Source organism: Thermococcus sp. MV11, from assembly GCF_012027285.1.
Taxonomy (GTDB): domain Archaea; phylum Methanobacteriota_B; class Thermococci; order Thermococcales; family Thermococcaceae; genus Thermococcus; species Thermococcus cleftensis.
The window spans coordinates 479,607-505,709 of the sequence record NZ_SNUD01000001.1 but is presented as its reverse complement, the minus strand read 5'-3'; the positions used below and the strand labels follow the sequence as shown (position 1 = coordinate 505,709).

At 55.6% G+C, this 26,103-nt stretch carries 33 protein-coding genes and 1 CRISPR repeat array; of the genes, 18 read left to right on the top strand and 15 right to left on the bottom strand.

Annotation, left to right across the window (positions count from 1 at the left end):
* The first annotated feature begins 73 nt into the window (after positions 1 to 73).
* Positions 74 to 1,069 (top strand): metal ABC transporter solute-binding protein, Zn/Mn family, encoded by a 996-nt coding sequence (locus tag E3E27_RS02780; protein ID WP_167773362.1) that lies wholly within the window; start codon positions 74 to 76, stop codon positions 1,067 to 1,069.
* A 45-nt stretch (positions 1,070 to 1,114) separates the two neighbouring features.
* Here E3E27_RS02780 and E3E27_RS02775 read toward each other — a convergent pair whose 3' ends face one another.
* Genes E3E27_RS02775 through E3E27_RS02760 form a run of 4 tightly spaced genes read right to left on the bottom strand, consistent with a single transcriptional unit; the run spans position 1,115 to position 5,846 of the window.
* Positions 1,115 to 2,008 (bottom strand): ABC transporter permease, encoded by an 894-nt coding sequence (locus E3E27_RS02775; protein ID WP_167773361.1) that lies wholly within the window; start codon positions 2,006 to 2,008, stop codon positions 1,115 to 1,117.
* A complete protein-coding gene (locus E3E27_RS02770; protein WP_014787879.1) occupies positions 2,005 to 3,057 on the bottom strand; it encodes an ABC transporter permease in 1,053 nt (350 codons plus the stop codon). The genes E3E27_RS02775 and E3E27_RS02770 overlap by 4 nt, the downstream gene beginning before the upstream one ends.
* A complete protein-coding gene (locus E3E27_RS02765; protein ID WP_014787878.1) occupies positions 3,038 to 4,576 on the bottom strand; it encodes an ABC transporter ATP-binding protein in 1,539 nt (512 codons plus the stop codon). Before E3E27_RS02765 ends, E3E27_RS02770 begins: the two co-directional genes overlap by 20 nt.
* Before the next feature lie 40 nt (positions 4,577 to 4,616).
* Positions 4,617 to 5,846 carry a BMP family protein gene (locus E3E27_RS02760; RefSeq protein ID WP_167773360.1) on the bottom strand — a complete coding sequence of 410 codons (1,230 nt, stop codon included), beginning with the start codon at positions 5,844 to 5,846 and terminating at the stop codon, positions 4,617 to 4,619.
* A 122-nt stretch (positions 5,847 to 5,968) separates the two neighbouring features.
* On the opposite strand from E3E27_RS02760, the gene E3E27_RS02755 reads away from it, so the two are divergent.
* Complete coding sequence (locus tag E3E27_RS02755) at positions 5,969 to 6,418, top strand: hypothetical protein (RefSeq protein ID WP_167773720.1); 450 nt, start codon at positions 5,969 to 5,971, stop codon at positions 6,416 to 6,418.
* Positions 6,419 to 6,555: 137 nt separating this feature from the next.
* Positions 6,556 to 7,461 carry a signal recognition particle-docking protein FtsY gene (gene ftsY, locus E3E27_RS02750; protein WP_014787875.1) on the top strand — a complete coding sequence of 302 codons (906 nt, stop codon included), beginning with the start codon at positions 6,556 to 6,558 and terminating at the stop codon, positions 7,459 to 7,461.
* A 128-nt stretch (positions 7,462 to 7,589) separates the two neighbouring features.
* Here the strand turns inward: ftsY and E3E27_RS02745 are convergent, their stop codons facing one another.
* The 4 genes from E3E27_RS02745 to E3E27_RS02730 form a co-directional block, all read right to left on the bottom strand.
* Positions 7,590 to 8,057 carry a hypothetical protein gene (locus E3E27_RS02745; RefSeq protein ID WP_167773359.1) on the bottom strand — a complete coding sequence of 156 codons (468 nt, stop codon included), beginning with the start codon at positions 8,055 to 8,057 and terminating at the stop codon, positions 7,590 to 7,592.
* Positions 8,058 to 8,295: 238 nt separating this feature from the next.
* Positions 8,296 to 9,069 (bottom strand): 5'/3'-nucleotidase SurE, encoded by a 774-nt coding sequence (surE, locus tag E3E27_RS02740; RefSeq protein ID WP_167773358.1) that lies wholly within the window; start codon positions 9,067 to 9,069, stop codon positions 8,296 to 8,298.
* Positions 9,070 to 9,073: 4 nt separating this feature from the next.
* Complete coding sequence (locus E3E27_RS02735; protein WP_167773357.1) at positions 9,074 to 9,535, bottom strand: type II toxin-antitoxin system VapC family toxin; 462 nt, start codon at positions 9,533 to 9,535, stop codon at positions 9,074 to 9,076.
* Positions 9,516 to 9,710 (bottom strand): hypothetical protein, encoded by a 195-nt coding sequence (locus E3E27_RS02730; RefSeq protein WP_167773356.1) that lies wholly within the window; start codon positions 9,708 to 9,710, stop codon positions 9,516 to 9,518. The genes E3E27_RS02735 and E3E27_RS02730 overlap by 20 nt, the downstream gene beginning before the upstream one ends.
* 90 nt (positions 9,711 to 9,800) lie before the next feature.
* On the opposite strand from E3E27_RS02730, the gene E3E27_RS02725 reads away from it, so the two are divergent.
* From E3E27_RS02725 to E3E27_RS02685, 9 genes are all read left to right on the top strand, one after another.
* Positions 9,801 to 10,775: an archaeosine biosynthesis radical SAM protein RaSEA gene (locus E3E27_RS02725; RefSeq protein ID WP_167773355.1), complete on the top strand. Its 975-nt coding sequence runs from the start codon at positions 9,801 to 9,803 to the stop codon at positions 10,773 to 10,775.
* 149 nt (positions 10,776 to 10,924) lie between these two features.
* Positions 10,925 to 11,197: a 2-oxoglutarate ferredoxin oxidoreductase subunit delta gene (locus E3E27_RS02720; protein ID WP_014787869.1), complete on the top strand. Its 273-nt coding sequence runs from the start codon at positions 10,925 to 10,927 to the stop codon at positions 11,195 to 11,197.
* A gap of 2 nt (positions 11,198 to 11,199) precedes the next feature.
* Entirely contained in the window at positions 11,200 to 12,390 is a 1,191-nt protein-coding gene (locus E3E27_RS02715; protein WP_167773719.1) for a 2-oxoacid:acceptor oxidoreductase subunit alpha, read from the top strand.
* On the top strand, positions 12,390 to 13,241 hold the full coding sequence (locus tag E3E27_RS02710) for a 2-oxoacid:ferredoxin oxidoreductase subunit beta (protein WP_167773354.1): 852 nt from the start codon (positions 12,390 to 12,392) through the stop codon (positions 13,239 to 13,241). The genes E3E27_RS02715 and E3E27_RS02710 overlap by 1 nt, the downstream gene beginning before the upstream one ends.
* Before the next feature lie 3 nt (positions 13,242 to 13,244).
* The gene (locus tag E3E27_RS02705; RefSeq protein ID WP_014787866.1) at positions 13,245 to 13,757 is read left to right on the top strand and encodes a 2-oxoacid:ferredoxin oxidoreductase subunit gamma; all 513 of its coding nucleotides are present in this window, start codon (positions 13,245 to 13,247) and stop codon (positions 13,755 to 13,757) included.
* Positions 13,754 to 14,902: a 2-oxoacid:acceptor oxidoreductase subunit alpha gene (locus E3E27_RS02700; protein ID WP_014787865.1), complete on the top strand. Its 1,149-nt coding sequence runs from the start codon at positions 13,754 to 13,756 to the stop codon at positions 14,900 to 14,902. The genes E3E27_RS02705 and E3E27_RS02700 overlap by 4 nt, the downstream gene beginning before the upstream one ends.
* A complete protein-coding gene (locus E3E27_RS02695) occupies positions 14,903 to 15,748 on the top strand; it encodes a 2-oxoacid:ferredoxin oxidoreductase subunit beta (RefSeq protein WP_167773353.1) in 846 nt (281 codons plus the stop codon).
* The gene (locus E3E27_RS02690; protein ID WP_167773352.1) at positions 15,745 to 16,305 is read left to right on the top strand and encodes a 2-oxoacid:ferredoxin oxidoreductase subunit gamma; all 561 of its coding nucleotides are present in this window, start codon (positions 15,745 to 15,747) and stop codon (positions 16,303 to 16,305) included. The genes E3E27_RS02695 and E3E27_RS02690 overlap by 4 nt, the downstream gene beginning before the upstream one ends.
* Positions 16,306 to 16,354: 49 nt before the next feature.
* On the top strand, positions 16,355 to 16,828 hold the full coding sequence (locus E3E27_RS02685; RefSeq protein ID WP_167773351.1) for a DUF192 domain-containing protein: 474 nt from the start codon (positions 16,355 to 16,357) through the stop codon (positions 16,826 to 16,828).
* A gap of 37 nt (positions 16,829 to 16,865) precedes the next feature.
* Here E3E27_RS02685 and E3E27_RS02680 read toward each other — a convergent pair whose 3' ends face one another.
* Together E3E27_RS02680 and E3E27_RS02675 are read right to left on the bottom strand one after the other, a co-directional pair.
* A complete protein-coding gene (locus tag E3E27_RS02680; protein ID WP_014787858.1) occupies positions 16,866 to 17,213 on the bottom strand; it encodes a 6-carboxytetrahydropterin synthase in 348 nt (115 codons plus the stop codon).
* 137 nt (positions 17,214 to 17,350) lie between these two features.
* Positions 17,351 to 18,119: direct repeats of the CRISPR family, unit length 30 nt; unit sequence GTTTCAATTCTCCCAGAGTCTTATTGCAAC.
* A gap of 474 nt (positions 18,120 to 18,593) precedes the next feature.
* Entirely contained in the window at positions 18,594 to 19,397 is an 804-nt protein-coding gene (locus tag E3E27_RS02675; RefSeq protein ID WP_014789863.1) for a diadenylate cyclase, read from the bottom strand.
* A 128-nt stretch (positions 19,398 to 19,525) separates the two neighbouring features.
* On the opposite strand from E3E27_RS02675, the gene E3E27_RS02670 reads away from it, so the two are divergent.
* The 5 genes from E3E27_RS02670 (at position 19,526) to E3E27_RS02650 (ending at position 22,515) form a co-directional block, all read left to right on the top strand.
* The gene (locus E3E27_RS02670) at positions 19,526 to 20,059 is read left to right on the top strand and encodes a UbiX family flavin prenyltransferase (protein ID WP_014789862.1); all 534 of its coding nucleotides are present in this window, start codon (positions 19,526 to 19,528) and stop codon (positions 20,057 to 20,059) included.
* 1 nt (position 20,060) lies between these two features.
* The gene (locus tag E3E27_RS02665; protein WP_167773350.1) at positions 20,061 to 20,543 is read left to right on the top strand and encodes an Lrp/AsnC family transcriptional regulator; all 483 of its coding nucleotides are present in this window, start codon (positions 20,061 to 20,063) and stop codon (positions 20,541 to 20,543) included.
* Positions 20,543 to 21,058: a class IV adenylate cyclase gene (gene cyaB / locus E3E27_RS02660; RefSeq protein ID WP_167773349.1), complete on the top strand. Its 516-nt coding sequence runs from the start codon at positions 20,543 to 20,545 to the stop codon at positions 21,056 to 21,058. The genes E3E27_RS02665 and cyaB overlap by 1 nt, the downstream gene beginning before the upstream one ends.
* A gap of 63 nt (positions 21,059 to 21,121) precedes the next feature.
* A complete protein-coding gene (locus tag E3E27_RS10700; RefSeq protein ID WP_240910642.1) occupies positions 21,122 to 21,565 on the top strand; it encodes a class III signal peptide-containing protein in 444 nt (147 codons plus the stop codon).
* Positions 21,562 to 22,515, top strand: a complete 954-nt coding sequence (locus tag E3E27_RS02650; RefSeq protein WP_371731547.1) for an endo alpha-1,4 polygalactosaminidase — start codon at positions 21,562 to 21,564, stop codon at positions 22,513 to 22,515. The genes E3E27_RS10700 and E3E27_RS02650 overlap by 4 nt, the downstream gene beginning before the upstream one ends.
* Here E3E27_RS02650 and E3E27_RS02645 read toward each other — a convergent pair.
* A complete protein-coding gene (locus E3E27_RS02645) occupies positions 22,502 to 23,695 on the bottom strand; it encodes a redox-regulated ATPase YchF (RefSeq protein WP_167773718.1) in 1,194 nt (397 codons plus the stop codon). The genes E3E27_RS02650 and E3E27_RS02645 overlap by 14 nt on opposite strands.
* A 92-nt stretch (positions 23,696 to 23,787) precedes the next feature.
* On the opposite strand from E3E27_RS02645, the gene E3E27_RS02640 reads away from it, so the two are divergent.
* Positions 23,788 to 23,916, top strand: coding sequence for a hypothetical protein (locus tag E3E27_RS02640; protein ID WP_305793604.1), 129 nt, complete (start codon positions 23,788 to 23,790; stop codon positions 23,914 to 23,916).
* Between the two features lie 65 nt (positions 23,917 to 23,981).
* Here E3E27_RS02640 and E3E27_RS02635 read toward each other — a convergent pair whose 3' ends face one another.
* The 4 genes from E3E27_RS02635 to E3E27_RS02620 all read right to left on the bottom strand — a co-directional run bounded on the left by E3E27_RS02635 (position 23,982) and on the right by E3E27_RS02620 (position 26,083).
* Positions 23,982 to 24,689, bottom strand: a complete 708-nt coding sequence (locus E3E27_RS02635) for an aspartate racemase (RefSeq protein ID WP_167773347.1) — start codon at positions 24,687 to 24,689, stop codon at positions 23,982 to 23,984.
* 2 nt (positions 24,690 to 24,691) lie between these two features.
* Positions 24,692 to 25,036: a cupin domain-containing protein gene (locus tag E3E27_RS02630; protein WP_167773346.1), complete on the bottom strand. Its 345-nt coding sequence runs from the start codon at positions 25,034 to 25,036 to the stop codon at positions 24,692 to 24,694.
* 120 nt (positions 25,037 to 25,156) lie between these two features.
* On the bottom strand, positions 25,157 to 25,384 hold the full coding sequence (locus tag E3E27_RS02625) for a hypothetical protein (RefSeq protein ID WP_167773345.1): 228 nt from the start codon (positions 25,382 to 25,384) through the stop codon (positions 25,157 to 25,159).
* 12 nt (positions 25,385 to 25,396) lie between these two features.
* Positions 25,397 to 26,083, bottom strand: coding sequence for a hypothetical protein (locus E3E27_RS02620; RefSeq protein ID WP_167773344.1), 687 nt, complete (start codon positions 26,081 to 26,083; stop codon positions 25,397 to 25,399).
* Positions 26,084 to 26,103 lie beyond the last annotated feature (20 nt).

The window sequence follows — 26,103 nt, the reverse complement described above, 5'->3', positions numbered from 1 at the left end:
TTTGGACGACGGGTATTTAAAGCTTCCGACAGCTTTTAAAGCACGTGAGCGAACCGGATTCGGGTGACCGAAAATGAGGGCGGGAAGGATTGCAGTGGTTATTCTCACCGCGATGATGCTGGTGGGCGCGCTCGTCCCCCTGTCCCGGGCATCACCCGAAAGGCCCCTGGTGGTGACGAGCATAGCCCCCCTCGCCGCGATAGTCGGGGACGCCTTCGGAGACTCCGTTGAGGTCGTCTACCTCATTCCTCCCGGGGCGGATCCGCACGAGTACCAGCTGACCGCGGGCCAGATAGAGCTCCTCGGAAAGGCCAGTGTTATAGTGACGACCGGCGGCCACCTGCCCGTGGAGAAGAAGATAGCCGAACTGATTGATGAGGGAACAATAACCGGGGAGGCGCTTTTCCTCGACGACTACAGGCGCGAGGGCTTCCGCTATCTTCCCGAATACTGGTATAACAACAAGGACAATCCCCACGGGGTCTGGCTTGACCCCACCAACGCGCTGGCCATAGCGCGGGCAACCGAGAAGGCGCTCGAGAAGGCTAACCCCTCCGGAGCCGAGCTTTACAGGGCAAGGTACCGGGACTTCGAGAGCAGGGTTAGGGCGATAGTGGAAGCCTACAGGGCGCTGGTTGAGGGCAACAAAACCGCGGTCATTCAGATGCCCCCTGACCAGTACGCCATCGAGTGGCTTGGAATAAAGGCAACCGCCGCCATAAAGCCCGAGGAGGAGGTTCCGGCGATAGGTGTGGACGACCTCGTGCCAGCGGCCGAGGGAGCGGATCTCATAGTCTACGCCAGGGACAGCCCGGACCAGATGAAGGACGCGGCGAGGGAGCTGGCGGCAAAGAGCGGGAAGCCACTGGCAGAGATAACGGTCTTCTGGAGCGACAGGCCCTACACGGAGGTGCTGGTTGAGAACAGCGCGGCTGTTCTTAAGGCGCTGGGCGGAGAAAAGCCCGAAACGGGGCCCGTCCAGAGGGAGGACGTTGGACGGTACGTGCTGGTCTCCATCGTGGTGGGGCTCGTCCTCGGGACGGCCCTGGGAGTGGTTCTGAAGAAGTGACTTCATTTTTTGTTTTCCTGGCCGGAAAAATGAAAAATGGAATAATCACTCGCGCTTGTAGGGCCTTCCGTCCCACTTCGGCGGCCTGGCCCTGCCTATAATCCCCGCCACTATGATGAGGGTCATTATGTAGGGCAGCATCAGGATAAACTGCCCTGGGATTATGTGCTTCGGTGCCAGCCAAGCCGCCAGCGCCTCGAAGAACCCAAAGAGCCAGCCACCGATGAGCGAGATGAGGGGGTTCCAGCCGCTGAAGACCATGTTGGCGAGGGCTATGAAACCTCTGCCGCCCGACATCGTCTTGTGCACCAGCCCGAGCCAGTCCACGCTCATAAAGGCCCCGCCGAGGCCAGCCAAAGCGTGTCCATAGACCGTGGACCAGAAGCGGTACCTTTCGACGTTTATTCCGAGAGCGTCCGCTGCCTCCGGGTTCTCACCCACCGCCCTGACACGCAGTCCGAGGGGGGTCTTGAAAAGCACCCACCAGGTCACCACGGCTATTACTATGGTCACCAGGACCATCGGGCTGAGCTCCCCATAGGGGGTCGCCAGGTGCCACATCGTGGCGTCCTCTGGGAGCTGGTGCTGACCGGCGGTTCCCCAGTAGGCGAGGATTCCGAAGGGGACTATACCAAGCGAGAGGAGGTTGATGCCTATGCCCGGTATGACGTGGTCGCCCTTGAGGTAAACCGTGAGTGCCCCGTGGAGCATTCCGAGGAGGATTCCCACTATGACGCCGCCGATGAGACCGACCACCGCGCTTCCGGCTAGCTCGGCAAAGATGGCCCCAAAGAACGCGCTTATGAGCAAGACGCCCTCGTAGCCTATGCTGACCACTCCAGCCCTTTCGCTCCATGCGGCGCCAACGCTCGTGAGCACTATCGGCACCATGGCCATCAGGGAGGTGAACAGTATGGTGAGGACATCACCTGCGCTCATTGGGCAGCCCCCCTGTGGAAGGCCTTCTTAACGAGATCATAAAGGCTCGGCACGGCGACGGTTATGACGATTATTCCCTGTATGACCTTGATTATCTCGAGCGGAACCTGGGCCTCGGCCTGCATCAGTGCCGTTCCCGCGCGGAGCATTCCGAAGAACAGCGCCGCGAGGATTATGCCAAGCGGGTGGTTCCTGCCGACGAGAGAAACGCCTATTCCGTCAAAGCCGAAGCCGTAGATGTTCGCTCCTCCCTGACTTATGGCGTAGGTCGGGCCCTCGCCCATTATCTTCATCGCGCCGCCGAGTCCACTGAGCAGACCGCCGATGAGGAAGGACCACATGACAGCTCTCTTGGGGTTCATTCCGGCATAGCGCGCTGCTCTCTCGTTCATTCCGCTGGCGCGCATTCCAAAGCCCGTTGTGGTGTGCCAGAGCAGGAAGTACGTCAGCACAGAGGCTAGGACCGCGAAGATTATGGCTATTGAAAGGCCGTAGCCTATTTCAGGCATTCTGGCCTCGACTGGAATCCTTATCGTCTTGTTGGGGTCATTGGGGTTAGCGTAGGGTCCGACTATGAGCCAGAGCACGAAGAACCAGCCGATCCAGTTGAGCATTATCGTGGATATGACCTCGTGAACTCCGCGGTAAACCTTGAGAACCGCTGCAGGAAGTGCCCAGAGCGCTCCGAGAAGCATTCCCATTGCCAGCCCGAACCACATGTTGGGCCAGATGTTGGTGAATATCACCGCCGCTATTGCGCCGAAGTAGAAGGAGCCCTCAGCACCGATGTTGAATATTCCCGTCCTGGTGCCTATGGCAAAGGTCAGCGCGGTGAGCATTATGGGCGTGGCGTACTTAAGGGTGGAGGCTATGCCCCTCGTCGAGCCGAGAGCACCCTGGAAGAGCCAGTAGTAGGCCTCGAAGGGGTTGTAGCCGAAGGCTAGGAGGACGATTCCTCCGATGAGGAAGCCGACGAATATCGCTATGAGGCTTTCGACGAAGGGACGGAGGTTTATCGACCCGATGAGCTCACTTCCTGATTTCCTCATAGCGGATACCTCCCATCATCATTCCTATCTCCTCAGTGGTAACCTCTTCGGGCTTCACGATTCCCATGAACTCACCCTCGTAGATGATCCCCATTCTGTCGCTGAGCTGGAGGATCTCATCAAGGTCAGCTGAGACGAGCAGAACGGCCTTGCCCTCGTTCCTCAGCCTGATTAGATAGTTCCTTATGTACTCGGTCGATGCGACATCTACTCCCCTAGTGGGCTGAGCGGCGATGATAAACACCGGTTCCTTGCTGACCTCCCTCGCGACGATCAGCTTCTGCTGGTTTCCGCCGCTCAGGCTCTTCACCGGCGCCTCCGTCCCGGGGGCCGAGATGTCGAACTGCTCTATCAGCGCCCTCGCGTGTTCCCTGACCTTGCCCCAGTGGATAACTCCCCTGAAGCGCTGGAACTTCTTCCTCCAGTGGAGCCCCAGAACCGAGTTCTCCGTGACGGTCATGTCGAGGATAAGGCCCATGTGCGTCCTGTCCTCGGGTATGTGGGCCATTCCAAGGTCGTAAAGCTCCTTCGGACCCTTGCCCGTGACGTCATTGCCCTGGAGATAGACCTTCCCCCCCTCGACCTTTCTGAGTCCGGAGATGGCCTCAATGAGCTCCGTCTGTCCGTTGCCCTCAACACCGGCTATGCCGAATATCTCCCCCGCACGAACCTCAAAGGACAGCCCCTTGACTGCCTCTTCTCCCCTGTCGCCCTTGACCCTAAGGTTCTCGACGCGGAGTATCGGCTCTCCCGGTTCTTTGGGGGGCTTCTCTATCCTGAGAACCACGTCTCTTCCGACCATCATCTTGGCCAAGAGCTGGGGGGTTGCATCTTTGGTTTCAACGGTACCTATGACCTCGCCCTTTCTTATGACGGTAACGCGATCCGTCAGCTCGATGACCTCGTTGAGCTTGTGGCTGATGAAGATTATCGTCTTGCCCTCCTCCTTGAGCTGTCTCAGAACCCTGAAGAGCTCCTCGACCTCTATCGGGGTGAGAACAGCGGTGGGCTCGTCCAGGATAAGGACATCGACGTCGCGGTAAAGCATCTTGAGTATCTCTATCCTCTGCTGGACTCCAACGGGAAGGTCCTCAACGGGGACGTCGAGGGGGACCTGGAAGTTAAGGTCGTCCATCAGGCGCTGGAGCTTCTGCCGGGCCTTATCTACATCTATCTTGGAAAACAGTCCGTGACCCTCCATTCCGAGGATTATGTTATGAAGCGCGTCGAAAACCTCAACGAGCGTGAAGTGCTGGTGAACCATACCAATGCCGTGGGCGATGGCATCGGAGGGGCTTCTGAAGCGAACCTCCTCGCCGTTGATAAGGATTTTACCAGAGGTGGGGTGGAGCATTCCAAAGAGGATCTTCATAAGGGTGGTCTTTCCGGCACCGTTCTCGCCGAGGAGACCCAGAATCTCGCCCTTGTAAACGGTCAAATCAACCCCCTTGAGGGCCTTCGTGCCGTCGGGATATACCTTGACGATTCCCTTCATCTCGATTATCGGTGTCCGTTCCATTGCCGCACCTCCCTAAAGGTGAGAAAAGAAAGGGGAAAACTCAGCTGGCTAGCTCCATCATTTCCTGCCAGGTCTTGGCTTCTCTGACCTTCTGGATGCCCTCCTGGTCCATCGGGGCGGGCACTTTAATGACGCCGGCGACTATCTTGTCCTGGAGCTCCTTGACGGCGTCCCATACCCAGTCGGGAACCTGGGCCCTGGTCTGCTCGAGGTACTGCTTGAGCTCGTCCCTGCTGTTGAAGCCGAGATCCTTGAGCTTCTGCTGCTGGGTGTCCTCAGGCAGGGAGTCGAACATCGCCATGACGTCATCGACGGTGCTTATCCCAACGCCGCCCTCCTTGAGGCCAAGCTCGACTATGCCACCCTTGAAGTTGCCCTCGACGGCGTCCTTGACGGCGGTGTAAACACCGACATCAACGCGCTTCATCATGCTGGCTATGATGACGCCCGGCTTTATCCAGTCCTGGGCGGAGTCAACGCCTATCGCGAAGGGCGGTCCCATCTTCTTGCCCTGCGAGTCGAGGACCTCCGCAACCGCATCGAAGACGCCGAGGCCGGTGCCTCCAGCCACCTGGTAGATGACCCAGGCACCCTGGGCGAGCTGGGCCCTGGCAGCGGCTTTACCCTTGGCGGCGTCGTTGAAGGTTCCGGTGTACTGGTAAAGGACGTCTATGGCAACGTCCTTGCCCTCCTTCTGCTTGTAGTAGTCCTCGGCCCACTTAACGCCGAAGCGGTAGCCAGCCTCGAACTTGTAGAGAACCGGTATCTCCATTCCGAGAACGATTCCCACCTTGTCCTTGCCGTCGTTGGCCGCTATGAGACCAGCGAGAGCACCGACGAGGGCGGAACCCTCGTTCTCCTTAAAGAGAATGCTCATAACGTTGTCCTTGTCGGGAATGTAGCCGTCGATGATTGCAAACTTCTGGTCGGGGTACTCGTCGGCGACCTGCTTGACAGCGTCGGTCATCATGAAGCCGACCGCGATTATGACGAGGTACTTCTTCTGGGCGGCGAGGGTCTCGAGGTTCTTCACGTAGTCGTCCTCGCTGTTGCTCTGCATCTCAACCAGGTCAAGGTTGAACTCCTCGGCCGCCCTCTTGGCACCGAGATAGGCCATGTCGTTGAAGCTCAGGTCACCCCTGCCACCGACGTCATAGACGATGGCGATGGCGCCCTTGGTGGATTCTTCTCCACTGGGGGAAATGCAGCCGCTGGCCACGACGCTTATGGCCAGAAGGCCGATTAAAAACAGACTCAACCACCTTTTCATGGTAACACCCCGCGAGTTTTCAAAGGTATAACTCCGTACGGAATATATAGTTTGCGGTCACGTAAAAACCGAAAATTCGAGAAAGAATTTTAACCATTGAGTAAAAGTTTTTTGTGATGACAATGCTGAAGAGAATAGCCGAACTGGACTCGGGAGCCGTTTTAATAACTGGAGACGGGAAGAGACTTGCGAGGATATACATCAATGCATGGGGCAGGTCAGGAAGGCGCGTGCTGGCGGAGTATCTTCCGTTCCAGGTGGGGGGTGATGCTTACATAGGCAGCCCCTTCGAGAGCGACGACTTCGACGTCTACCTCATGGTGGACCCTCTATCGCGGCCCAAGGCGGAGCGCGAGAGGCTCAATGAGTGGCTGGCGAAGCACCGGGACAAGCTGGTGCTCCTCTACGAGCACAAGTACGTGAAGGACTCGATAACGCGCTATGAAATCCGGAACCACATCGACTACCTCATCGCCTACAAGCGCGAAACGGTGGGCTTCGAGAGGGTCGATGTGATGAGGCTCGAAAACGGCAGGGTGGTGGAGAGCAAGACCTACGTGAGGAGGTACTAGCGCGCGGTTTATTAAGAGATATGGCATGAACAGTGGAGCGCCCGATGACGAGTGGCTTCGGGTCTGAGCGGTGATGACACCAGCTATCGCCGAGGGCTTTATATACCGCCTCCCCCTCTCCTCTCCCGGTGGGAGCAATGTTCGGAAAGCTGAAAGAGAAGTTAGGCTCATTCGTGGAGAAGGTTTCCCAGACCGAGATAAGCGAGAAGGACGTCGAGAACGCCCTCTGGGACCTGGAGATAGAGCTCCTCGAGGCGGACGTTGCACTTGAGACCGTCGAGGAACTGAAGGAGAGAATAAAGGAAAAGCTCGTCGGCCAGAAGGTCAAGATAGGAACCAACAAGAAGGCCATAGTGGAGGAGGCCGTCCGCGAGGCCGTCCTGGAGGTTCTCACGCCTGAAAAAAGGATTGACCTCCTGGAGATGATACGCTCCAAGGAGGAGAAGCCCTTCGTCATAGCCTTCGTCGGCTTCAACGGGAGCGGGAAAACAACAACCATAGCCAAGCTCGCCCACTGGCTCAAGAAGAACGGTCTGAGCGTCGTCATAGCGGCGAGCGACACCTTCCGTGCCGGGGCGATAGAGCAGGTCGAGGAGCATGCAAAGCGCGTCGGGGTGAAGGTCATAAAGCACTCCTACGGCGCCGACCCGGCGGCGGTGGCCTACGACGCGATCCAGCACGCGAAGGCCAGGGGTGTTGATGTCGTCCTCATAGACACCGCCGGGAGGAACGAGCTGAACAGGAACCTCATGGACGAGATGAAGAAGATAGTCCGCGTTACCAAACCGGACCTTGTCATCTTCGTGGGCGACAGTTTGGCGGGCAACGCGGTGGTGGAGCAGGCCAAGCAGTTCAACGAAGCCGTTAAGATAGACGGGGTGATCCTCACCAAGCTCGATGCGGACGCGAGGGGCGGTGCGGCGCTGAGCATAAGCCACGCGATAGGCGCGCCCATACTCTTCGTCGGCGTCGGCCAGGGCTACGACGACTTAAAGCCCTTCGACGAGAAGTGGTTCGTGGAGAGGATTTTTGGAGAGGGGTGAATCATATACTCACTGCTAGACCCATGTGCACCACAATCGAGACGGCGATGAAGCTCGGGACGGCTGGGACCGCCCAGAGGGCTTTATCCGTTCTCCTCGCCTGTATTTTCAAAACCCTCTCCCCTCCATCAGCAGCTGACCGCAAGCCCGCTGAGTATTATCGTAATCACAACAAAACCTGGCAAAAGGCCCTCGATAGCGAGCAACGCCTTCTCTCCTTTTTCTTCCCCGAGCACAGCACCAACGCCGACGGAGATGACGGGCAGGGTCAAGAGAGAACTATCGGGGTTTATGAGGGAGACGAGAACCACCAGCAGAACGGGCACTCCAATCGCGAGACCCGATTTCTTCAGGGGGGCTTTCTTGAAGAGGAGATACATGACGAGCAAGACGAGAGCGGGGAGGAGAACGAGAATGACAAAAGTTAATGATGGTGAGTACTCCCTCCAGCATTTGATGACTCCACTGCTCAGATGAATCATTCCGCCTTTGATGTAGTAGTCGTCCAGCAGGGGTGCGTTGTATGCGAGGAAAAGCTCCCACGCCGTTGCTGAGGCAAGGACAAAAATGTGAAGAAGGAATTCTCTAAGTTTCACTGGCTCACCTCCTCTTTGGGACTATCCTGACAAGGTGAGTCCCGGAGCCCCAGTTGCCCCATGCAAGATAGTGTTCGCGCATGTCCCGTCCATCATGAACCACCACTTCTTCAGGGGGAACACCATTGGACATATCCTCCAATCCCAAAATAAACCTTTTGTTTAACGAAGATGTTTAAAACGAAGCTGAGTCCTGTTCCCCACTTTGTGTAACACGGTGTGATATCAGAACGTAAATTCACAGGCTCAGAAGCCTTTGAAGGTTCTCAAAGTCAACCCTCGCAGTCATGTCGATGTTTATGGGCGTGACGCTGACCTTTCTCTCGACTTTCAGAGCGTAGGCGTCCGTGCCCGGCTCGAACTCCTGGACGAGCCTGCCGACGATCCAGTAGTAGGGGTTGCCCTTGGGGTCTATCCGCTCCTCTATCGTCGGAGAATAGCGCTTCCTCGCGAGGCGCGTTATCGCTATGCCTGTTTCCTCGCTGGCGTCGCTCGGGACGTTCACGTTGAGCATGTCCACTCCTTCAGGCAGGCCCTTCTCGAGGACAGCCGTCGCTATCCTCCTCAGGAAATAAGCCGATACCGAGAAGTCAATACCCTCCCCCTCGCCGAGGGTCTTCTTCCACTCGACCTCGAGGCTTATAGCTACACTTGGAATCCCGTGGGTGGAAGCCTCTATCGCCGCCGAGGCCGTTCCGGAGACGGTTATCTCCGTGCTGAGGTTCTCGCCGAGGTTTATCCCGCTGACCGCCAGATCAAAGTCGCCGAAGCGGGCGATGGCAAAAATCACGCAGTCGGTCGGCGTTCCGTCTATGCCATACGCTATCTTCGCGCCGGGGACGTCCACGCGTTTGGCCCTTATCGGCCTGTGGAGGGTCATCGCCCGACCGCTCGCGCTCCTCTGGAAGAGCGGGGCAACGACGTAGACCTCTCCCAGCTCGCTCAGGGCCTTCACCGCCGCGCGGAGGCCGTTGGAGTAGATGCCGTCGTCGTTGGTGAGGAGGATTCTCATGGAATCACCTCAGGTCATCAGCTCTTGAAATCGCCGAGAGGCCCTCGCGTGGTGCGACCTTGAGCAGATCGGAATCGAGGGTTACTATGCCATCGAGTCCATAGTATTTTGCAGTTGCAAGGATTAAAGCGTCGCTTGGGAGAAGGCCGTGGGTTGTTACAATCGTAAGTGCCTCCACAATTATTTCGTTCGTTGTGTCTAGAAACTTAGGAAACGCAAGAAGAGGCAATATGGAGTCCACGAATTCGTTACCTGCCTTTTTAACCAGCTCTAGGTGCTTTTTTAGATCCCAGTAGCTCTTGCCAGTTTTGTGTTTAAGGTACATAAACAGCACTTCGTTGTAAACAACGTCGTTTATGAAAAGGGAGTATCTCCCCGTAAACAGTTTCTCAACGAGTTGCTCCGCCCCTTGGTTCCCACGAAAGTACTCAACAAACACGTTGCTGTCAAGGAACAAGCTCATCATACATTTCCGCCTCCAGCTCCTGCCAGGGTTTTGCTCCCTTCATGGTTCCTCTGGCGCGTTTAAGTGCCTCCTCAACGTTCAACCTCCCCTGAAGCATCGCCAGTTCAATCTTGAGCCTCTCGGCGTTTTTCTGAGAAGTTTTAATCACAACGTGGACCTCCGTAACTTCCTCCATCTTCTCACCAAGATGGAACTCAACCTGGACCGATTTAAACCTTCCCTCACCTTTAAAAACCCTATTCACCACCCGCTCTTAGGTGGGAGAATGACCTACTGGACGAGCGAGGACAACGTCGCTGGAAAGCCGGGAACGGCGCTCTTCATAATCCTTCCGACCATCGGCTGCTACCGCTTCAGGATTAACCAGGCCTGCTACATGTGCGCATATCCAACGGCCGCTCCCAAGGTTAGGTGGAGCCAGGACGCGATAGTGGACTACGTTAAGGAGGCTTTGAAGAAAATCGAGGGCAAAAAGGGCCCCTTCGCCGTGAGAATGTTCACCTCGGGTTCATTCCTTGACAACGGCGAGCTGAAGCCCGAGACGAGGAGGAGAATCTTTGAAATCCTGGCGAAGATGGACAACGTCGAGGAGATAGTCATAGAGAGCAGGAGTGAGCTGGTTCGCTACGATGCAGTCAAGGAGCTGGCCGAGATAGTCCCCGACAAGCACTTTGAGGTCGCTATCGGCCTCGAAACGGCCAACAATGATATAGCAGACGTCTCCATCAACAAGGGCAACACCTTCGAGGACTTCGTTAGGGCGGCGGAGATAACACACGAGGCAGGGGCGAAGGTCAAAACCTACCTCCTCCTCAAGCCCATCTTCCTGAGCGAGAGAGACGGTATAGAGGACGTCAGGGAGAGCATAATCAAAGCCGAGCCATACACGGACACCTTCTCGATAAACATAACGGACATTCAGAAGGGGACCCTCTACGAGAGGCTCTGGGAAAAAGGTGAATACCGCCCGCCCTGGCTCTGGAGTGCGGTCGAGGTCATTATCTGGGCTAAGAAGCGCTTCCCGAACAAGAGGATCCTCAGCGACCCCGTTGGGGCCGGTTCCAAAAGGGGCCCCCACAACTGCCTGACCGACTACGATAGGGCCATAGGCAGGGCCATAAAGAAGTTCTCGGCGACGCAGGACATCAGCTACATCGAGAACCTCAAGCCCGAGTGTCGCGAAAAGTGGAGCTACATCGTCGAGAACGGACTCTTGGACTGGCAACTGATAACCTGGTGAAGCCGTTTCGTTTTTTGAGCCTTTAACCGTTCTCTTTTCGGCTCGTTTATAACGTCCCCCGTGACTCCCTGATGTACGTTCCTGTACGCCCACGAAACCTTTAAATTTTGACAAACGTAAACGGGGTTAGCAAATCGCGGGTGATGATTATGGCAGATGTCGAAGGAAAGACCGTGGTCGTGAAGGAAAACTACCTCGTTACCGGGAAGGCGGAAGGGGTTGTTGAAATCGACGTGGACACTTTTCTCTGCAAGGGCTGTGGAATCTGCGTCGAGATGTGCCCGAGGAAGGTCTTCGAGTGGAGCAAGGAGCTGAGCGAGAAGGGCGTCCACTACCCAGTTCCCGTTCACGCCGAGAAGTGCGTCAAGTGCAAGCTCTGCGAGCTCCTCTGCCCGGACTTCGCCATCGCGGTAAGGTGGTGAGCATGATAATCCGCGGTGACGAGCCGGAGCAGGTCAGGCTCCTTAGAAAGCTCTACAAGCCCGGCAACTACTTCATGCAGGGCAACGAGGCGGTCGCTTACGGCGCGCTCTTCGCCGGCTGTCGCTTCTACGCAGGCTACCCAATAACTCCGTCGAGCGAGATAGCGGAGACGATGGCAAGAGAGTTGCCCAAGCTCCACGGCTACTACCTCCAGATGGAGGACGAGATAGCGAGCATAGCCGCTATGATAGGCGCCTCCTGGACCGGATTCAAGGTCATGACGGCAACGGCCGGACCAGGGTTTAGCCTGATGCAGGAAAACCTTGGCTACGCTGTGATGACGGAGACGCCGCTCGTTCTCGTTGATGTCCAGAGGAGCGGACCGAGCACGGGACAGGCGACGAAGGGAGCCCAGGGCGACTTCTTCCAGGCCAGGTGGGGAACCCACGGCGACCACCCGATAGTCGCGCTCTCGCCGACCAGCGGACAGGACGCCTTCTGGGAGGCGATAAGGGCCTTCAACATCGCCGAAAGGCTTAGGACGCCTGTTGTGGTCCTCTTCGACGGGATTTTAGCTCACACGCGCGAGCTCGTCAAGATTCCCGACGTTGATGATGTGGAGATAACCTACCGGAAGCTTCCCGCCAACGAGGAGGAGGCTAAGCTTCCCTTCGGAGATCCCCACGGGGACGGCGTTCCCCCAATGCCCCTCTTCGGTCACGGCTACTTCACCCACGTCACCGGCTCAACCCACAAGGAGAACGGACTGAGGGACGTCTACACGCCAGAGGTCCACGACAGGCTCGTGAGGAGAATCCACCGGAAGATAGAGAAGAACCGCGAAGTTTACGAGAAGTACGAGGAGCACTTCACGGACGACGCCGAGATACTCGTCGTCAGCTGGGGAGTCACCGCAAGACCGGCCCTCGGAGCCGTTCTCAGGGCGAGGGAGGAAGGGATAAAGGCCGGCCTCTTCGTGCCGAAGACCGTCCACCCGTTCCCAGGTGAGAGAATGAGGGAACTCGGAAAGCGCGCCAGGGCAATTCTCGTCCCGGAGATGAACCTCGGCCAGATGATTCTCGAGGTCGAGCGCTACGTCAACGACGACGTCCTGCTGAGGGGGGTCAACAAGATCGGCGGTGTGCCCTTAACAGTTGAAGAGATTCTGCGCGAGATAAGGGGTGTTGCCTGATGCCTGAGATTTACTCCCGCTACCCGATGGTTAAATACCTCAGGAAGGAGGCCCTTCCCACCGCTCTTTGTCCCGGTTGCGGTGGTGGAACCGTTCTCAACGCCTTTGCAAACGCGATAGACCAGCTCAAGCTCGACCCAAGGGACCTGGTCGTCGTCAGCGGCATAGGCTGCTCCGCCTGGATAGCCTCGCCCTACTTCCTCGCTGATACCCTCCACACGACCCACGGGAGGGCGATAGCCTTCGCGACCGGCGTCAAGGTTGGCCTTCCTGACAAAAAGGTCGTCGTCATAAGCGGCGACGGCGATCTGGCGAGCATAGGCGGGAACCACCTCCTCCACGCGGCGAGGAGGAACATAGACATAACGGTAATCCTCGTCAACAACTTCATCTACGGAATGACCGGCGGACAGGTCGCGCCGACAACTCCCTTCGGTGCCAGAACCACCACCAGTCCATACCGCAACATCGAGCACCCGCTGAGGATTTCGGAGACGATAGCGGCAGCCGGGGCCAGCTACGTCGCCAGATGGACCACAGCCCACGTCTACCAGCTCATCGAGAGCATAAAGAAGGCTCTAACGGTTAAGGGCTTCTCGCTCGTCGAGGTCATCTCTCAGTGCCCCGTCCAGTTCGGAAGGAGGAACAAGATGAAAGAGCCAGCCGAGATGCTCCGCTGGTTCCTGAAGAACTCGGTTCCAGTTAGCAAGGCCAGAAACATGAGCGAAGAGGAGCTGGAGGGCAAGTTCATCATAGGAGAGCTAGTGAACAGAAAGAGGCCCGAGTTCACGGAGGAGCTCAACAAGCTGATAGACGAGGTGCAGGAGCACTTCGGGCTCAAGGAGGTGTGAGGCATGCAGATTAGGTTCGCTGGCATAGGAGGCCAGGGTGTTGTGCTCGCCGGCGTCATACTCGGTGAAGCTGCTGCGATAGAGGGCCTCAATGTCCTCCAGACCCAGGACTACAGCTCGGCCTCGCGCGGCGGCCACTCAATTGCCGACGTCATAATCTCGAAGGAGCCTATCTACGACGTCATGGTAACGAGGGCCGACGTCTTGGTTGCCCTCCACCAGCTCGGCTATGACACGGTTAAGGACTCTCTCAGGAAGGACGGCCTCCTGATCATCGAAACCGACCTCGTCAGGCCGGATAGGGACTACGTAGGTGCACCTTTCACGAGGCTCGCCGAGGAAACGACCGGGCTGGCCCTGACGGTCAACATGGTTGCCCTCGGCTACCTCGTTGCGAAAACAGGCGTCGTGAAGAAAGAGAGCGTTGAGGAAGCTATTAAGAGGCGCGTTCCGAAGGGGACGGAAGAGATAAACATCAAGGCCTTCAGGGTTGGTTATGAGGAGGGATCGAAATGAGATACCCGTTTCCTGTCGGTAAGAGCGATTTCATTCAGGGCGACGAGGCCATAGCCAGGGCGGCGATTCTTGCTGGTTGCCGCTTCTACGCAGGCTACCCGATTACACCCGCCAGCGAGATTTTCGAGGCGATGGCCCTCTACATGCCGCTGGTGGACGGCGTGAGCATACAGATGGAGGACGAGATAGCGAGCATAGCCGCGATAATAGGCGCCTCCTGGGCAGGGGCGAAGGCGATGACGGCAACGAGTGGCCCGGGGTTCTCGCTGATGCAGGAGAACATTGGCTACGCGGTAATGACCGAAACCCCGATAGTTGTAGTCGATGTCCAGCGCGGGGGGCCAAGCACGGGCCAGCCAACGCTTGCAGCCCAGGGAGACATAATGCAGGCCATATGGGGAACGCACGGCGACCACTCGCTCATCGTTCTGAGCCCATCGACCGTTCAGGAGGCCTTTGACCTAACGATAAGGGCCTTCAACCTGGCGGAGAAGTACAGAACGCCGGTCGTTCTGCTCACAGATGCGGAGATAGCCCACATGCGCGAGCGCGTTTACATCCCAAGACCGGAGGAGATAGAGCTGGTGGAGAGAAAGCTCCCCGCCAACGAGGAGGAGGCGAAGTTCCCGTTCGGTGACCTCCACGGCGATGGCGTTCCGCCTATGCCCATATTCGGGAAGGGTTACAAGACCTACGTCACCGGCTTGACCCACGACGAGCGCGGAAGGCCTAGGACTGTTGAGGCGGAGGTCCACGAGAGGCTCATAAGGAGGATCATCGGAAAGATAGAGAACAACAAGCACGATATCATAACCTACAACACTTTCGAGCTGGACGATGCAGAGATAGCGATAATAAGCACGGGCATCGTTTCCCGGTCCGGCGTGAGGGCGGTTAAGATTCTCCGCGAGAAGGGAATCAAGGCGGGCCTGCTGAAGCTCAACACGATATGGCCCTTCGACTTCGACATGATAGAGGAGCTTGCCGAGCGCGTGAGGAAGATATACGTCCCGGAGATGAACCTCGGACAGCTCTACCACCTCGTCAAAGAGGGCGCCAACGGGAAGGCGGAGGTTGAGCTCATACCCAAGATAGGCGGCGAGGTTCACACTCCGATGGAGATAGTCGAGAGGGTGGTGGGCTGAATGTACCTGAAATCCGCTTACGATATTCGAGACAAGTACCTGAGGAAGGACATGCTTCCTACAATATTCTGTCCGGGCTGTGGAATAGGCTCGGCACTCCAGTACACGCTCCGTGCGATAGACGACCTCGGCCTCAACCCGGACGAGATAGTCTGGGTCAGTGGAATCGGCTGTTCCTCCCGCGTGCCTGGATTCGTCAACTTCGACGGCCTCCACACGACACACGGGAGGGCTTTGGCCTTCGCGACCGGCATAAAGCTTGCCAATCCTGACCTCAAAATAATCGCCTTCATGGGCGACGGCGATGCCGCGGCAATAGGCGGGAACCACTTCATCCACTCAATCAGGAGGAACCTCGACGTCACGGTGATACTCATCAACAACTTCACCTACGGAATGACCGGCGGCCAGGTCGCGCCGACCGCCCTTAAGGGCCTGCGCGGCACAACAGCCCCCTACGGCCAGTTCGAGAACCCCTTCGACATAGCTGACCTCGCGGTTTCGGCTGGAGCCAACTACGTGGCAAGGTGGAGCGTCTTCAACTACCTCCAGGGAATCAACAGCATAAAGAAGGCCCTGAGCAAGGAGGGCTTCACGCTGGTAGAGTTCCTCTCTCCGTGCCCGATAAGCTTCGGAAGGAGGAACAGAATGAAGACCGCTCCGGAACTGCTCCGCTGGTACCAGAAGATAACCGTCCCGCTGGCGAAGGCGAAGAAGATGCCGCCGGAGGAACTTGAGGGCAAGATAGTCATCGGCGAGTTTGCCGACAGGGACAGGCCCGGTCTCGTGAGGGAGTACGAGGCGTACAAGAGGCGCGCCAAGAAGATGATGGGGTGGGAGGAATGAGGAAGGAGATACTCTTCAGCGGCTTCGGCGGCCAGGGAGTTATCCTGGCGAGCGTTATCCTCGGAAGGGCCGCGGCCGTCTACGAGAACCTCTACGCGGTGCAGACCCAGGCTTACGGCCCTGAGTCCAGGGGTGGAGCGAGCAAGGCGGAGGTCGTCATAAGCGACGAGCCCATAGACTACCCCAAGACCCTCAAGCCGGACTGTGCGGTTTTCTTCTCCCAGGAGGCCTACAACAAGTACCTTCACACCGTCAGGGAGGGGGCGAGAATCATTGTGGAGGAAGAGCTCGTCCCGCACCGCGATCTGGAGTTCGAGAAGAAGCTCAACGTCATAGCGCTTCCGCTCACCAAAATAGCCGAGGAAACGACCGGGCTGAGCCTCACGATGAACATCTTGACCCTCGGAATCCTAACCGCCTGGACAGGGGTCGTGAGCAGGGAGGCGATAGAGAAGGCCGTTCTCGACGCCGTTCCAAAGGGTACCGAGGAGATAAACTTAAGGGCGCTCCGCAAGGGCTTTGAACTGGGTGAGAAGGCCAGGAACGGAGAGCTCTGACCCCTTTCTTTTCCCAAAAACTTATCAACCCGCACCCCCATTCTTTAACATGCTCATCAACGAGACCAAAGGAAGGGCCTGGCATGGGAGGGTTAAGCTGGCAGACACGTTCTTCCGGAGGTTCAGGGGGTTAATGCTGGTAAGGGACATCAATTATGCCCTCGTTTTTGTTCTCCCAGCTGAAACAAAGGCCAACGCCTCGATCCACATGTTCTTCATGCTGAGCGATATAGACGTCATCTGGCTCGACTCCTCCAGGCGGGTGGTTGATTTCAAAACTGCCAAGAAGTGGCGCGTCTACACCCCGAAGAAAGCGGCCAGGTACGTGATAGAGGGGCCGGTTGGAGTTATCAAGGCCCTGGACGTTGGGGAAGGAGACCTGATAAGCTGGACCCCCAGTGACGAGGGCAGGAAGAGCGTGCCCGTGAAGGTGCCGCTTCCAGGCAAGATATCCTTCGATAAGGGGCCCAACGGAATGGCTCTGACGGAGGGCGTAAGGGAGATAGAGGTTAGGAGGAATTAATTTTCGACAGCCTCACCAATAGTTTATTAGAGAGTCCTCAGAACTCAAACTCCACCCCGTTCTCGTCGCCCTCCCAGAGGACTATGCGTTTTAGCCTTACGCCATTGGAAAGGCGCTTCTCAACCTCCCCGGCTATCCATAGCGCAACGTTCTCGGTTGTAGGATTCTCGAAGATGCCGTTGAGGTTCCGGTGGTCCAGCTCCTCAAGGATTTCCTCGACGAGCTTTCTCAGCTCCAGGAAGTCCATGACGTAGCCGTTCCTTAGCGGCCCCTCAACCGCGACCTCGAGCCTGAAGGTATGGCCGTGAAGCTCCTCGGGCTTTCCATCTATGACCACGGCGTGAGCCGCTTCAAATTTAAAGCGCTCGACGATTCTGGCCCTCATGCAACCACCAAAAAAAGTTCCGGCGGTTTGATAAAAGATTTCCGTACCTCAAAGGGGCTGGCTTTAAGCGGGGAATGCTTTGATTCTAGCCGGTCCTATTATAGCGCACATTGCCCGCAATAGTTGGCAGGGGAAGGCTTTCTCTTCTCCCAGAGTCTTATTGCAACAGTATCTCAAAGACTTGCTCGACTTTGCAAGAGAAAGCTTTCAATTCTCCCAGAGTCTTATTGCAACGCAAGGCCATTTAGGACCGCATCAACCAGGCTCTCATAGTTTCAATTCTCCCAGAGTCTTATTGCAACCGTCCCAACCTGCAAAGCTAACGTTAAAGTGTCCACGTTTCAATTCTCCCAGAGTCTTATTGCAACGTTTTAGCCCCTCACCCTCTGTTTCCCCTATTTCAGTGTTTCAATTCTCCCAGAGTCTTATTGCAACTCAACCCCTCCCCCCTTCATCGTCCCCACGACGCCCGTTTCAATTCTCCCAGAGTCTTATTGCAACAGGCTGAGGATATGCTCGAGGCGCAAGAGAAAGCTAGGGTTTCAATTCTCCCAGAGTCTTATTGCAACTGACCTTGTACACCTTGCCGTCAATGTATACACGCGTGTTTCAATTCTCCCAGAGTCTTATTGCAACAGAGAGTAGCGGAATGGAATGCCGAGACCTACACCCTGTTTCAATTCTCCCAGAGTCTTATTGCAACAGGAGCACGCGCCAGCCCGAGGTCAGGGGCTCAATGAGTTTCAATTCTCCCAGAGTCTTATTGCAACTTGTTCAGGTAGTGCGTCGCTCCCACGCGCTCGCTCGCGGTTTCAATTCTCCCAGAGTCTTATTGCAACAAACATCTCCACAGAAAATTATCCAGAAATCATAGTCGTTTCAATTCTCCCAGAGTCTTATTGCAACAGGGCGGGAATTCCGGCCGTTCACCCAGTAAAGGCCTATGCAGTCTCGAATATTTAAGCCTTTCTGAAAACCACCGGAAAAAGGGGCCTCAAACGTCCTGAATTCAAGGGGCTTGTGAACACGTTTGGACCAAAACACCGCTCCCCGGCCGTTTTCTTCCCAATGAACAGAAACCTTCACGGGATCTCCCATTAGTTCACAGCGTTTCAAAACGCCGGAAACTCTCTCGCAGGGCAGGAAGACAAAAATGAACCGGTTTGTGCACGGAAGGAGTGTATCCCGACAGCGTCCTTCCCCTGTTCAGAACTTCGAAGAAAATTCGTTACCAAGTGCTGACTAGAATGCAACAGAAAGTTACAGTCTGAAAGATGCTAAAATCGGTTTCCTAAGGCCGCTGAGAACTTTGTTTCGGCAGAAAACTGTGATTAAAGGTGGAGTGCTTAAAAGGGGGCGGAAAAACGTGATGGCACCCGATCAGTACCTTATTCTCGGGTTGTACTCGAGGAGCATGAGACCGTTCTTGAATATCCTTATCGTCCCGCTCTCGGAGAGGCTTATGGCCATTGCCTTTGTCAGCTTGGTTATTCCGGCCGCCGCGATGTGCCTGCTTCCAAGTCCAGGCGGGAGCATCAGGTCGATGACCTTCGGCTCTATCTCCAGATACCTCCCGGCTGCCACTATCCTGCCGTCCTCCCTGACGAGGAACGCACCGTCGAGCTGGGCGAACTCCTTTATTATCTCCTTGCTGTTCCTGTCGAGGACGTTCACCTTATGGCCTTTGAAGGGGTTGGGAATCAGCTGGTGTGAGTGCCTGAGGACCCTCCTGGTATCTCCGATGACGAATATCGTCCCGACGGGGGTTCCTTCCCTACCCTCAACGCTCAGCTCGATGGCTATTTCAAGGAGCCTCTGAAGAACGTTCTGGTTCTGGGCGAAGAAGCCCTTCATCGCCGAGATGCTCTTCTTGACGGTCTTTATCCCTATGATTCCACTGGTCACGTAGACGAAGGAGTCTCCTTCCCCGAGAATGTCGTGCTCTATGAGGAAGGCCGATATCAGGTTTAGAATGTTGTTTAGATCCAGGTTCTGCGGTATCGAGACCCTCTTCACCCTCTCGTCCTCGACGTCGAAGGAGGAGCCGACTATGACTATCGTGACGTTGGCGTCAAGGAGCTTCTCAGGCTCTATTTCTTCAAGAACGACGAGGGCCTTGCCTCCCAGTTCCTTGACGATATGAACTGCGCTCCTCAGTAGCACATCGGGAATCTTCTGTTCCATACCCATCAGCCACTATTGTGTACTTCACGCGATATAAAAACTTACCTTTCATTCTGGCAGGAAACGTCAGTGACGTGGTGCCCAGAAAACGTTAAAACTGGCCGGGCGTAGTTCGGGTGGTGTGAGGAATGAAAGTTGTGGTGGCAATAACCGGGGCCAGCGGGTCTATCTATGGTCTAAGGCTCGTTGAAATCCTAAGGGAGATGGACCACGAGGTCGTCACAGTCGCATCGAAGACTGGCCTGGCGGTGCTGAAGCACGAGACGGGCATCGATTTCAAGCCCGACTATCAAGAGGACGATCTCTTCGCCCCCATAGCTTCCGGTTCTCACCCCTTCGACGCGGTGGTTATAGCTCCCTGCTCAATGAAAACGCTGTCGGCCATAGCGAACGGCTATGCGGACAACCTCATCGCTAGGGTCGCGGACGTTGCCCTCAAGGAGAGGAGAAGGCTTATCCTTCTCATCAGGGAGACGCCTCTCAACTTGATACATCTCCAAAACATGATGAAAGTTACTCAAGCTGGCGGGATAATTATGCCAGCTTCCCCAGGATTTTACACGAAGCCCAAAACTTTGGACGATATGGTAAACTTTATAATTGGAAAAATCTTAGATCTTCTTGGTATCGAGAACAACGTATACCCCCGGTGGAGGAGTTAGCATGGTCCAGCTCGATGACCTTGACAGGGCAATCCTCCGCATTCTAAAGGAAGATGCCCGACTCACCATCTCGGAGATAGCGGAGAGACTTAACCGCCCTGAATCCACGATACACTTCAGGATCAAAAAGCTCCAGGAGAAGGGAATAATTGACCGGTACACAATAGTCCTTGGAAAGGATCTCCAGCCGAAAGCCCTGGCCGTGGTGTACATACAGGCCGAGACGCCCATAATCGAGGACTTCCTCGAGAGATACATACTTCACATAATGAAGACCCTGTCCCTCCTTCCGAACGTTTTGGCCGTTGCGAGAAGTGGCAGAGATGGTGTTATCGCGCTTATAGGTGAGGAATCTCAGGAAAAGCTCAACCGCTTCGTTGATGAGACCATCAAGGTTCTCCCCACTCTCAAGCGGGTTGAGGTTCTGCCGATAACCGATATCACTAAGGGCAATGGCATCGTGGGCTTTCTGGTGGGCGTCTGATGGAGATCGAGGTCAAGTTCCGCGTCGCGTTCGAGCAAGCAAGGGAGGCGATAGAGTCTCTTGGGGCCGAGCTTGCTGGGGAAGAACTCCAGGAAGACGTCTATTTTTCAATCTCCTTGCCCGAACTCCTCCGGGTGAGGAAGGTGGAGAACATCGGGAGGGCTTTTCTGACCTACAAGCGCATAGCCGATCCAGGCAGGAACGAGGAGTTCGACGAGATCGAGGTCGAGGTTTCCGACTTCGAAAGAACCGTTGAGATTCTCAGGCGGCTCGGCTTCCAGGAGGATATCGTGGTGAGAAAAAGGCGTCTTGTTTATCGTCTCGGCGAGGTTACCTTTGAGCTGAGCGACGTCGAGGGGCTTGGAGCCTTCCTCGACATAGAGGTCATCTCCGATGACGTGGATGAGGCGAAGCGCAAAATCTGGAAGGTTGCTAGAAGGCTTGGACTGGGCGAGGAGGACGTTGAGCCAAGGCTCTACCAGGAGCTTATCCGTGAGGGGCAATACAGGTCGTAACGTAAAGTGTAAATATTTTGGATTCTAAAATATTAGGAGGCTAATTATAAGGAGGGGGCGGCTATGAAGCGCTGGAACTACAGGGCCCAAGGCTCTCTGGAGTATCTTTTCATGATAGCCGTGGCCCTTGTTATCGTCCTAATAGTTTTCCGTGTGGCAACTGGGTTGTCCACACCACATACGATAATGCTAAATGTAGACCCCCAAGGCATGACGCATCCAGTCGATGACTCGGGAAAGTTCAAAGTTGAAGCATGGCTTGAGGACAATGGAGACGGTACGTATAAAGTTGAGTACCGCATATGGGCCCTAAAAGAACGTCTTAACGGTGCGAAAGTTGAGTTGGTGTGCTTTGGAGATCCGCAACACGTTGCTGGTCTTGGCCTAATTGAACACGAAGGTGTCCTTGAGCCGGTAAATTACTGGGCGAACTACTGGACACCGGTTCCGAGGGAAGCGTTTCCATGCCAGGTGCAGTTTATTGTCTGGACGGAGGGACTGGGGTGAAGTGGGCCAAGTTTTTCGTTTTGCTGGTTTTAATCTGCTTTTCGATCTTTACAACACGCGTCTCAGCAAGCTTCGCGGTCTACTACGGCCAGATAGGCCCCTCAGAGTTCCCTGAGCTTGATAGCTTCGACATAATAATCCTCTCACCTACCGTAAACTCGACCTACGTTTCGGAGCTATCGGCTAACCACACCGTTGTCGGCTACGTCAGCCTCGCGACAATCGGTGGCTGGGAACCATGGGCAAAGAACCTCCCGGAAGGCCTGCTAATAGGAGAAAACCAGAACTGGGATGAAGGAGTAGTGGACTTTTCGTCACCTGAATGGGAGCGCATAATTTTGGAAGAGGCGGTTCCATATATCCTTTCCCAGGGCTTTGACGGAGTTTTTCTTGACAACCTCGATTACGTGGACCTATATCCCGAGAAAAAGGACGCAATGGTCAATCTCGTGAGGGCCATTAGGGAGCGCTATCCCGACATCACAATAATCGCCAACAGAGGCTTCTCGATAGCCGAGGAAATAGCGCCCTACGTTGATTATGTCCTTCTTGAGGACTTCGTGACGTACTACAACTTCTCAATCGACCGCTACGAGGTTTTTGATGACAGCGAACTTCAATGGGAGTTCGACCAGATTCAAAAGCTTAAGTCCCTCAACATCTCAATACTCGCCCTGAGCTACGCTGACCTAACCAACGAATCGCAGGTGAGGGAGTTCTCCGCATTAATCTGCATGTACGCGGAAGAATACAATATCTCCGAGGTCTATCTCGCCGACCTGAGCCTCCAGAGGATAGGTTTTGACCCGTGTGAGCGTCAGAGGGTGGGCACAAGGACTATCCAAGAAGGCACACCTCAAGAAACGTCCAGTGAAGAAAATGAAGAGGCCGTCTGCGGGCCAGTGATTTTCCTCCCGCTGATTCTTCTCGGCCGCTTCATCTTGCGGTAGCGACAATCTTGATGATGTCGTTGAACTCCAGCTCGTAGTCCTCTCCAACACGCCTGTGGGTTCTGGCGTTGACGGCGTAGAGGAAGGTCTTTCCGAGGTCTGTGTGGACTTTGTAAGCCAAATCCCTCGGCGTCGAGCCCTTCGGAAGCAGGTGAACGTGGGGCAGGACGTTACCGAACCCGTCGGTCAGCTTGTGCTCGTCCTCCACGGGATAAACCGGGACGAGGTTGAGCAGCTCGAAGGTTGCCCTGTTTATGACCTCCTGCACGCCGGTGGAGCCAAACCTATCGAGAACTTTCTCCTTAATGAGCTGGAGAGCCTTTTCCTGCTTGGCGCTCATTGGCTTCAGGATCTTGAAGTCGCTCGAGCCGGGAACGTAGTCTATGAAGCCAGCCTTTGCGGCTTTTCTGAGGGTGAGCTCTGCCGCGGCACTCGTGGGAACGACTATGTAGCCCCTGCTCTTCCCCTTTCGTATCAGGCGCTCTATCTGGGCATCGGCGGCCGCGTCGGCCTTGTTGGCGGCTATGATTATCGGCTTGTTTACCTTCCTCAGCTCCCGGACGAAGGCCAGCAGGTCTTCATCGCTCCACTTTGTCGGGTCGCTGTCCAAGCCGAGCTTGTGGATGGCCTCGAAGGCGTCCTCCTCCGTAACCCCAATTCCCGTCAGCTGGTCCGCTATTGCCTGGGCGAGCTTGAGGTGCTGGAGCTTTATCCTCTTGGCGAACTTCTCCCAGTTCTTCCTGAGGATGCCGTATATCCAGTAGTCTATCTCCTTCTCAAGGAACTCTATGTCCTCGACCGGGTCGTGATGCTCCGTGGGCTGGCCCTCGGCGTCGGTCTTGCCGGTGGCGTCAACGACGTGGATTAGGGCAGAGGCCATCCTCAGGTCGTCGAGGAACTTGTTGCCCAGGCCACGTCCCTCGTGCGCCCCCGGAACGAGGCCGGCCACGTCTATCATCTTTATCGGAATGAGCGCGAGGCCATCTTTATACTCGTAGTTCTGGGGGTTCGGATTACAGCCGAGCTCCCTGCAGGGGTGCTCCGCTATCGCGTACGTTACACCAACGTTCGCATCGATGGTAGTGAAGGGATAATTGGCTATCTGAACGTCAACGAGAGTAGCCGCCGAGAAAAAGGTCGATTTCCCAACGTTTGGCTTTCCAACGACACCTATCTCCATGCTCACCACCGGGCTAACTTCGCGGGAGGGTTTTAAGGGGTTTCGGCCGAAAACTATAACTCCACCTTTCCCCAATTCCCCCGGTGAAACCCATGCTAATACACGTCCTCCTCGAGGACTATTCTGGCTACGAAAGCCCCTATCTTGCACAGCACGGGGTGAGTTTTCTTGTGGAAAAGGGCGGAAAGAGAATCCTCTTCGACACCGGTCAGAGCACCTGATTGAGGCTGGTATAGCCTTTCTGAAGACCTGCCGCGGGCGCTTCCACAAGCCCACTCCGGAATGGTCATCGAGCTCTGAGTTCCTCCAGGCCAAGGGCAAGCTTCACTACCCTCTCCGCTATCACGTCGAGCGGATCGATGAGAGGAACTTTGAGGTCTTCAGGCTTCAGGGCAACGCTGACCTCCGTGCAGCCGGCTATTATCCCGTCGACCCTGCGCTCGAGCCTTCTGGCCACGTCCAGGAGGAGTTTCCTCCCCAGCTCAACGTTCCCGGCCTTGACACCCTCGTAGATTCCCCTCATAACGAGCCCCTGGTCCTTCCTGTTAGGAACCGCCACCTGAATGCCCCTCCTGAGAAGTGCCCTGTGGTAGACGAGGCCCTTTATCGTGCCGTCCGTCGCGAGGAGACCGACCTTCCTGAGGCCCATTCTCTTGACCGCTTCCGCCGTCTCTTCAACCATGCTTACGAGCGGGATTCTTATCGCCCTCTGAATCGTCTCGGCGAAGAAATGGGCGGTGTTGCAGGGCATTATGATGAAGTCCGCGCCCCAGCTTTCGAGCTTTCGCGCGCTGTCTATGAGCTCGGGCCTCGGGTCCTCACCCTTCCCCAGTATGAAGGCCGTCCTGTCCGGTATCTTCGGGTTGTTGTAGATGATTATCCTCGGGTGCTCCTGGTCGCGCTTTGCAGGGGTCTTCTCGACTATTCTCCTGAAGAGCTCGGCCGTTGCGAGTGGCCCCATGCCCCCGAGGATTCCGATGACCTTCTCGGCCATCGTTACTCCTCCAGCCACACCGAGTCGTCGCCCCTGTAGTTCAGCTTCACCACGAAGAGCCTGAAGGGCTCGTCCCGCTCGTTGATAACCCAGTGGACGGTTCTCGGCTTGACGAGAAAGATGTCGCCGGGCTTTGCAGTGTATTCCGTTTCACCTATCCCCAGCTTGGCCTCACCGCTCATGATGTAAAACAGCTCGTACTGGTGGAGGTGGTAGTGCCTCCTAACCGTCTGCCCCGGCTTGACTTCAACTATCTGGGCATAGCTTCCCTCGGGCAGTTCTCCTTCAAAGAGCGGGAGCTTCCTGTAAGTCCCGCGGTCTATGAGGTTCTTGATCTCGGCCTTCATGGTTGTGGGTTTGTGGGGGGGAATAAAAATGTTACCTACTACTAATTGTGAACCAGTATTGTTTTTGGCAGACCTACATTTACTGTCGCACTTAGCCGTTCCTTACGATCATCAAATATTTCATAGTTTTAGGCCAAGGAGATTCAAACTCAACACAACGATACCTGCCACCACAATGGGAACAACTTTAACATTCCAGCCAAACTTCCACAGTATCAACGTAACAAGAATGTATGTTGCAAGGGCAATAGTACTGGCCTTTGTTTTGTCTTTAAAGATTTTGGCACCCACTATGTACCCCAAAAATGAAAATACAAAGAGCAGTGCCACGCCGGACCAGTCGTTCATGGGATCTCCTCCTCAAGGTGCAAGATCCATACACCAAGAGCCATATTCCACACATTCGTTGCAACCCTCATAACACCATGGGCAGATAGTAAGGACGCAGACAAACACACGTGCTGGATCTCCTGCAAATCCACAGGCCCCACAACATGAAATCATGCATGGTATATTATAGCTTCTCCTGCAACAGTATTGCATGCACATAAAACCACAGTCAGCATCACTGGAGCATTCATGAGTGCAATCTGACAGAGGTTTAATATCTCCATTTACACCAATGGCCCTCACAAATATTGTCTCATTGTGTACTAGGAATTCTTTTGAGGTAACTTTCACTCCCTGCACCGGCTTTGAGAACTCGTAAATTGCTATTACGTGCTTCTTGTCCTTCAGTGGAATTCCCATAGCGAGCATGGTTATCCTCTCACCATCGTACTCGATGGTATGCTTGACGATCTTAACGTGAGAGTAGTCAACGTCCCAGGGCTTTGCGAGCTTCCAGAAGTCCCGTGTAGTTGCGAGCTTGAAGAACATGTGCGCTTTAGACCAGTTCTCCTGAACCCTGCTAACGGGCTTTGTGATGGCGAAGGGGTTGACGCACCCTTTAACTTCAGGGTACTTGGGGTAGCTGACCACGTACGCTCCGTACGCCCCAACCAGCAGCAGGGCCACAAACACGGCCAGCAATGCACGCCTCCGCATCGACCCCCCCCAACGGGTTC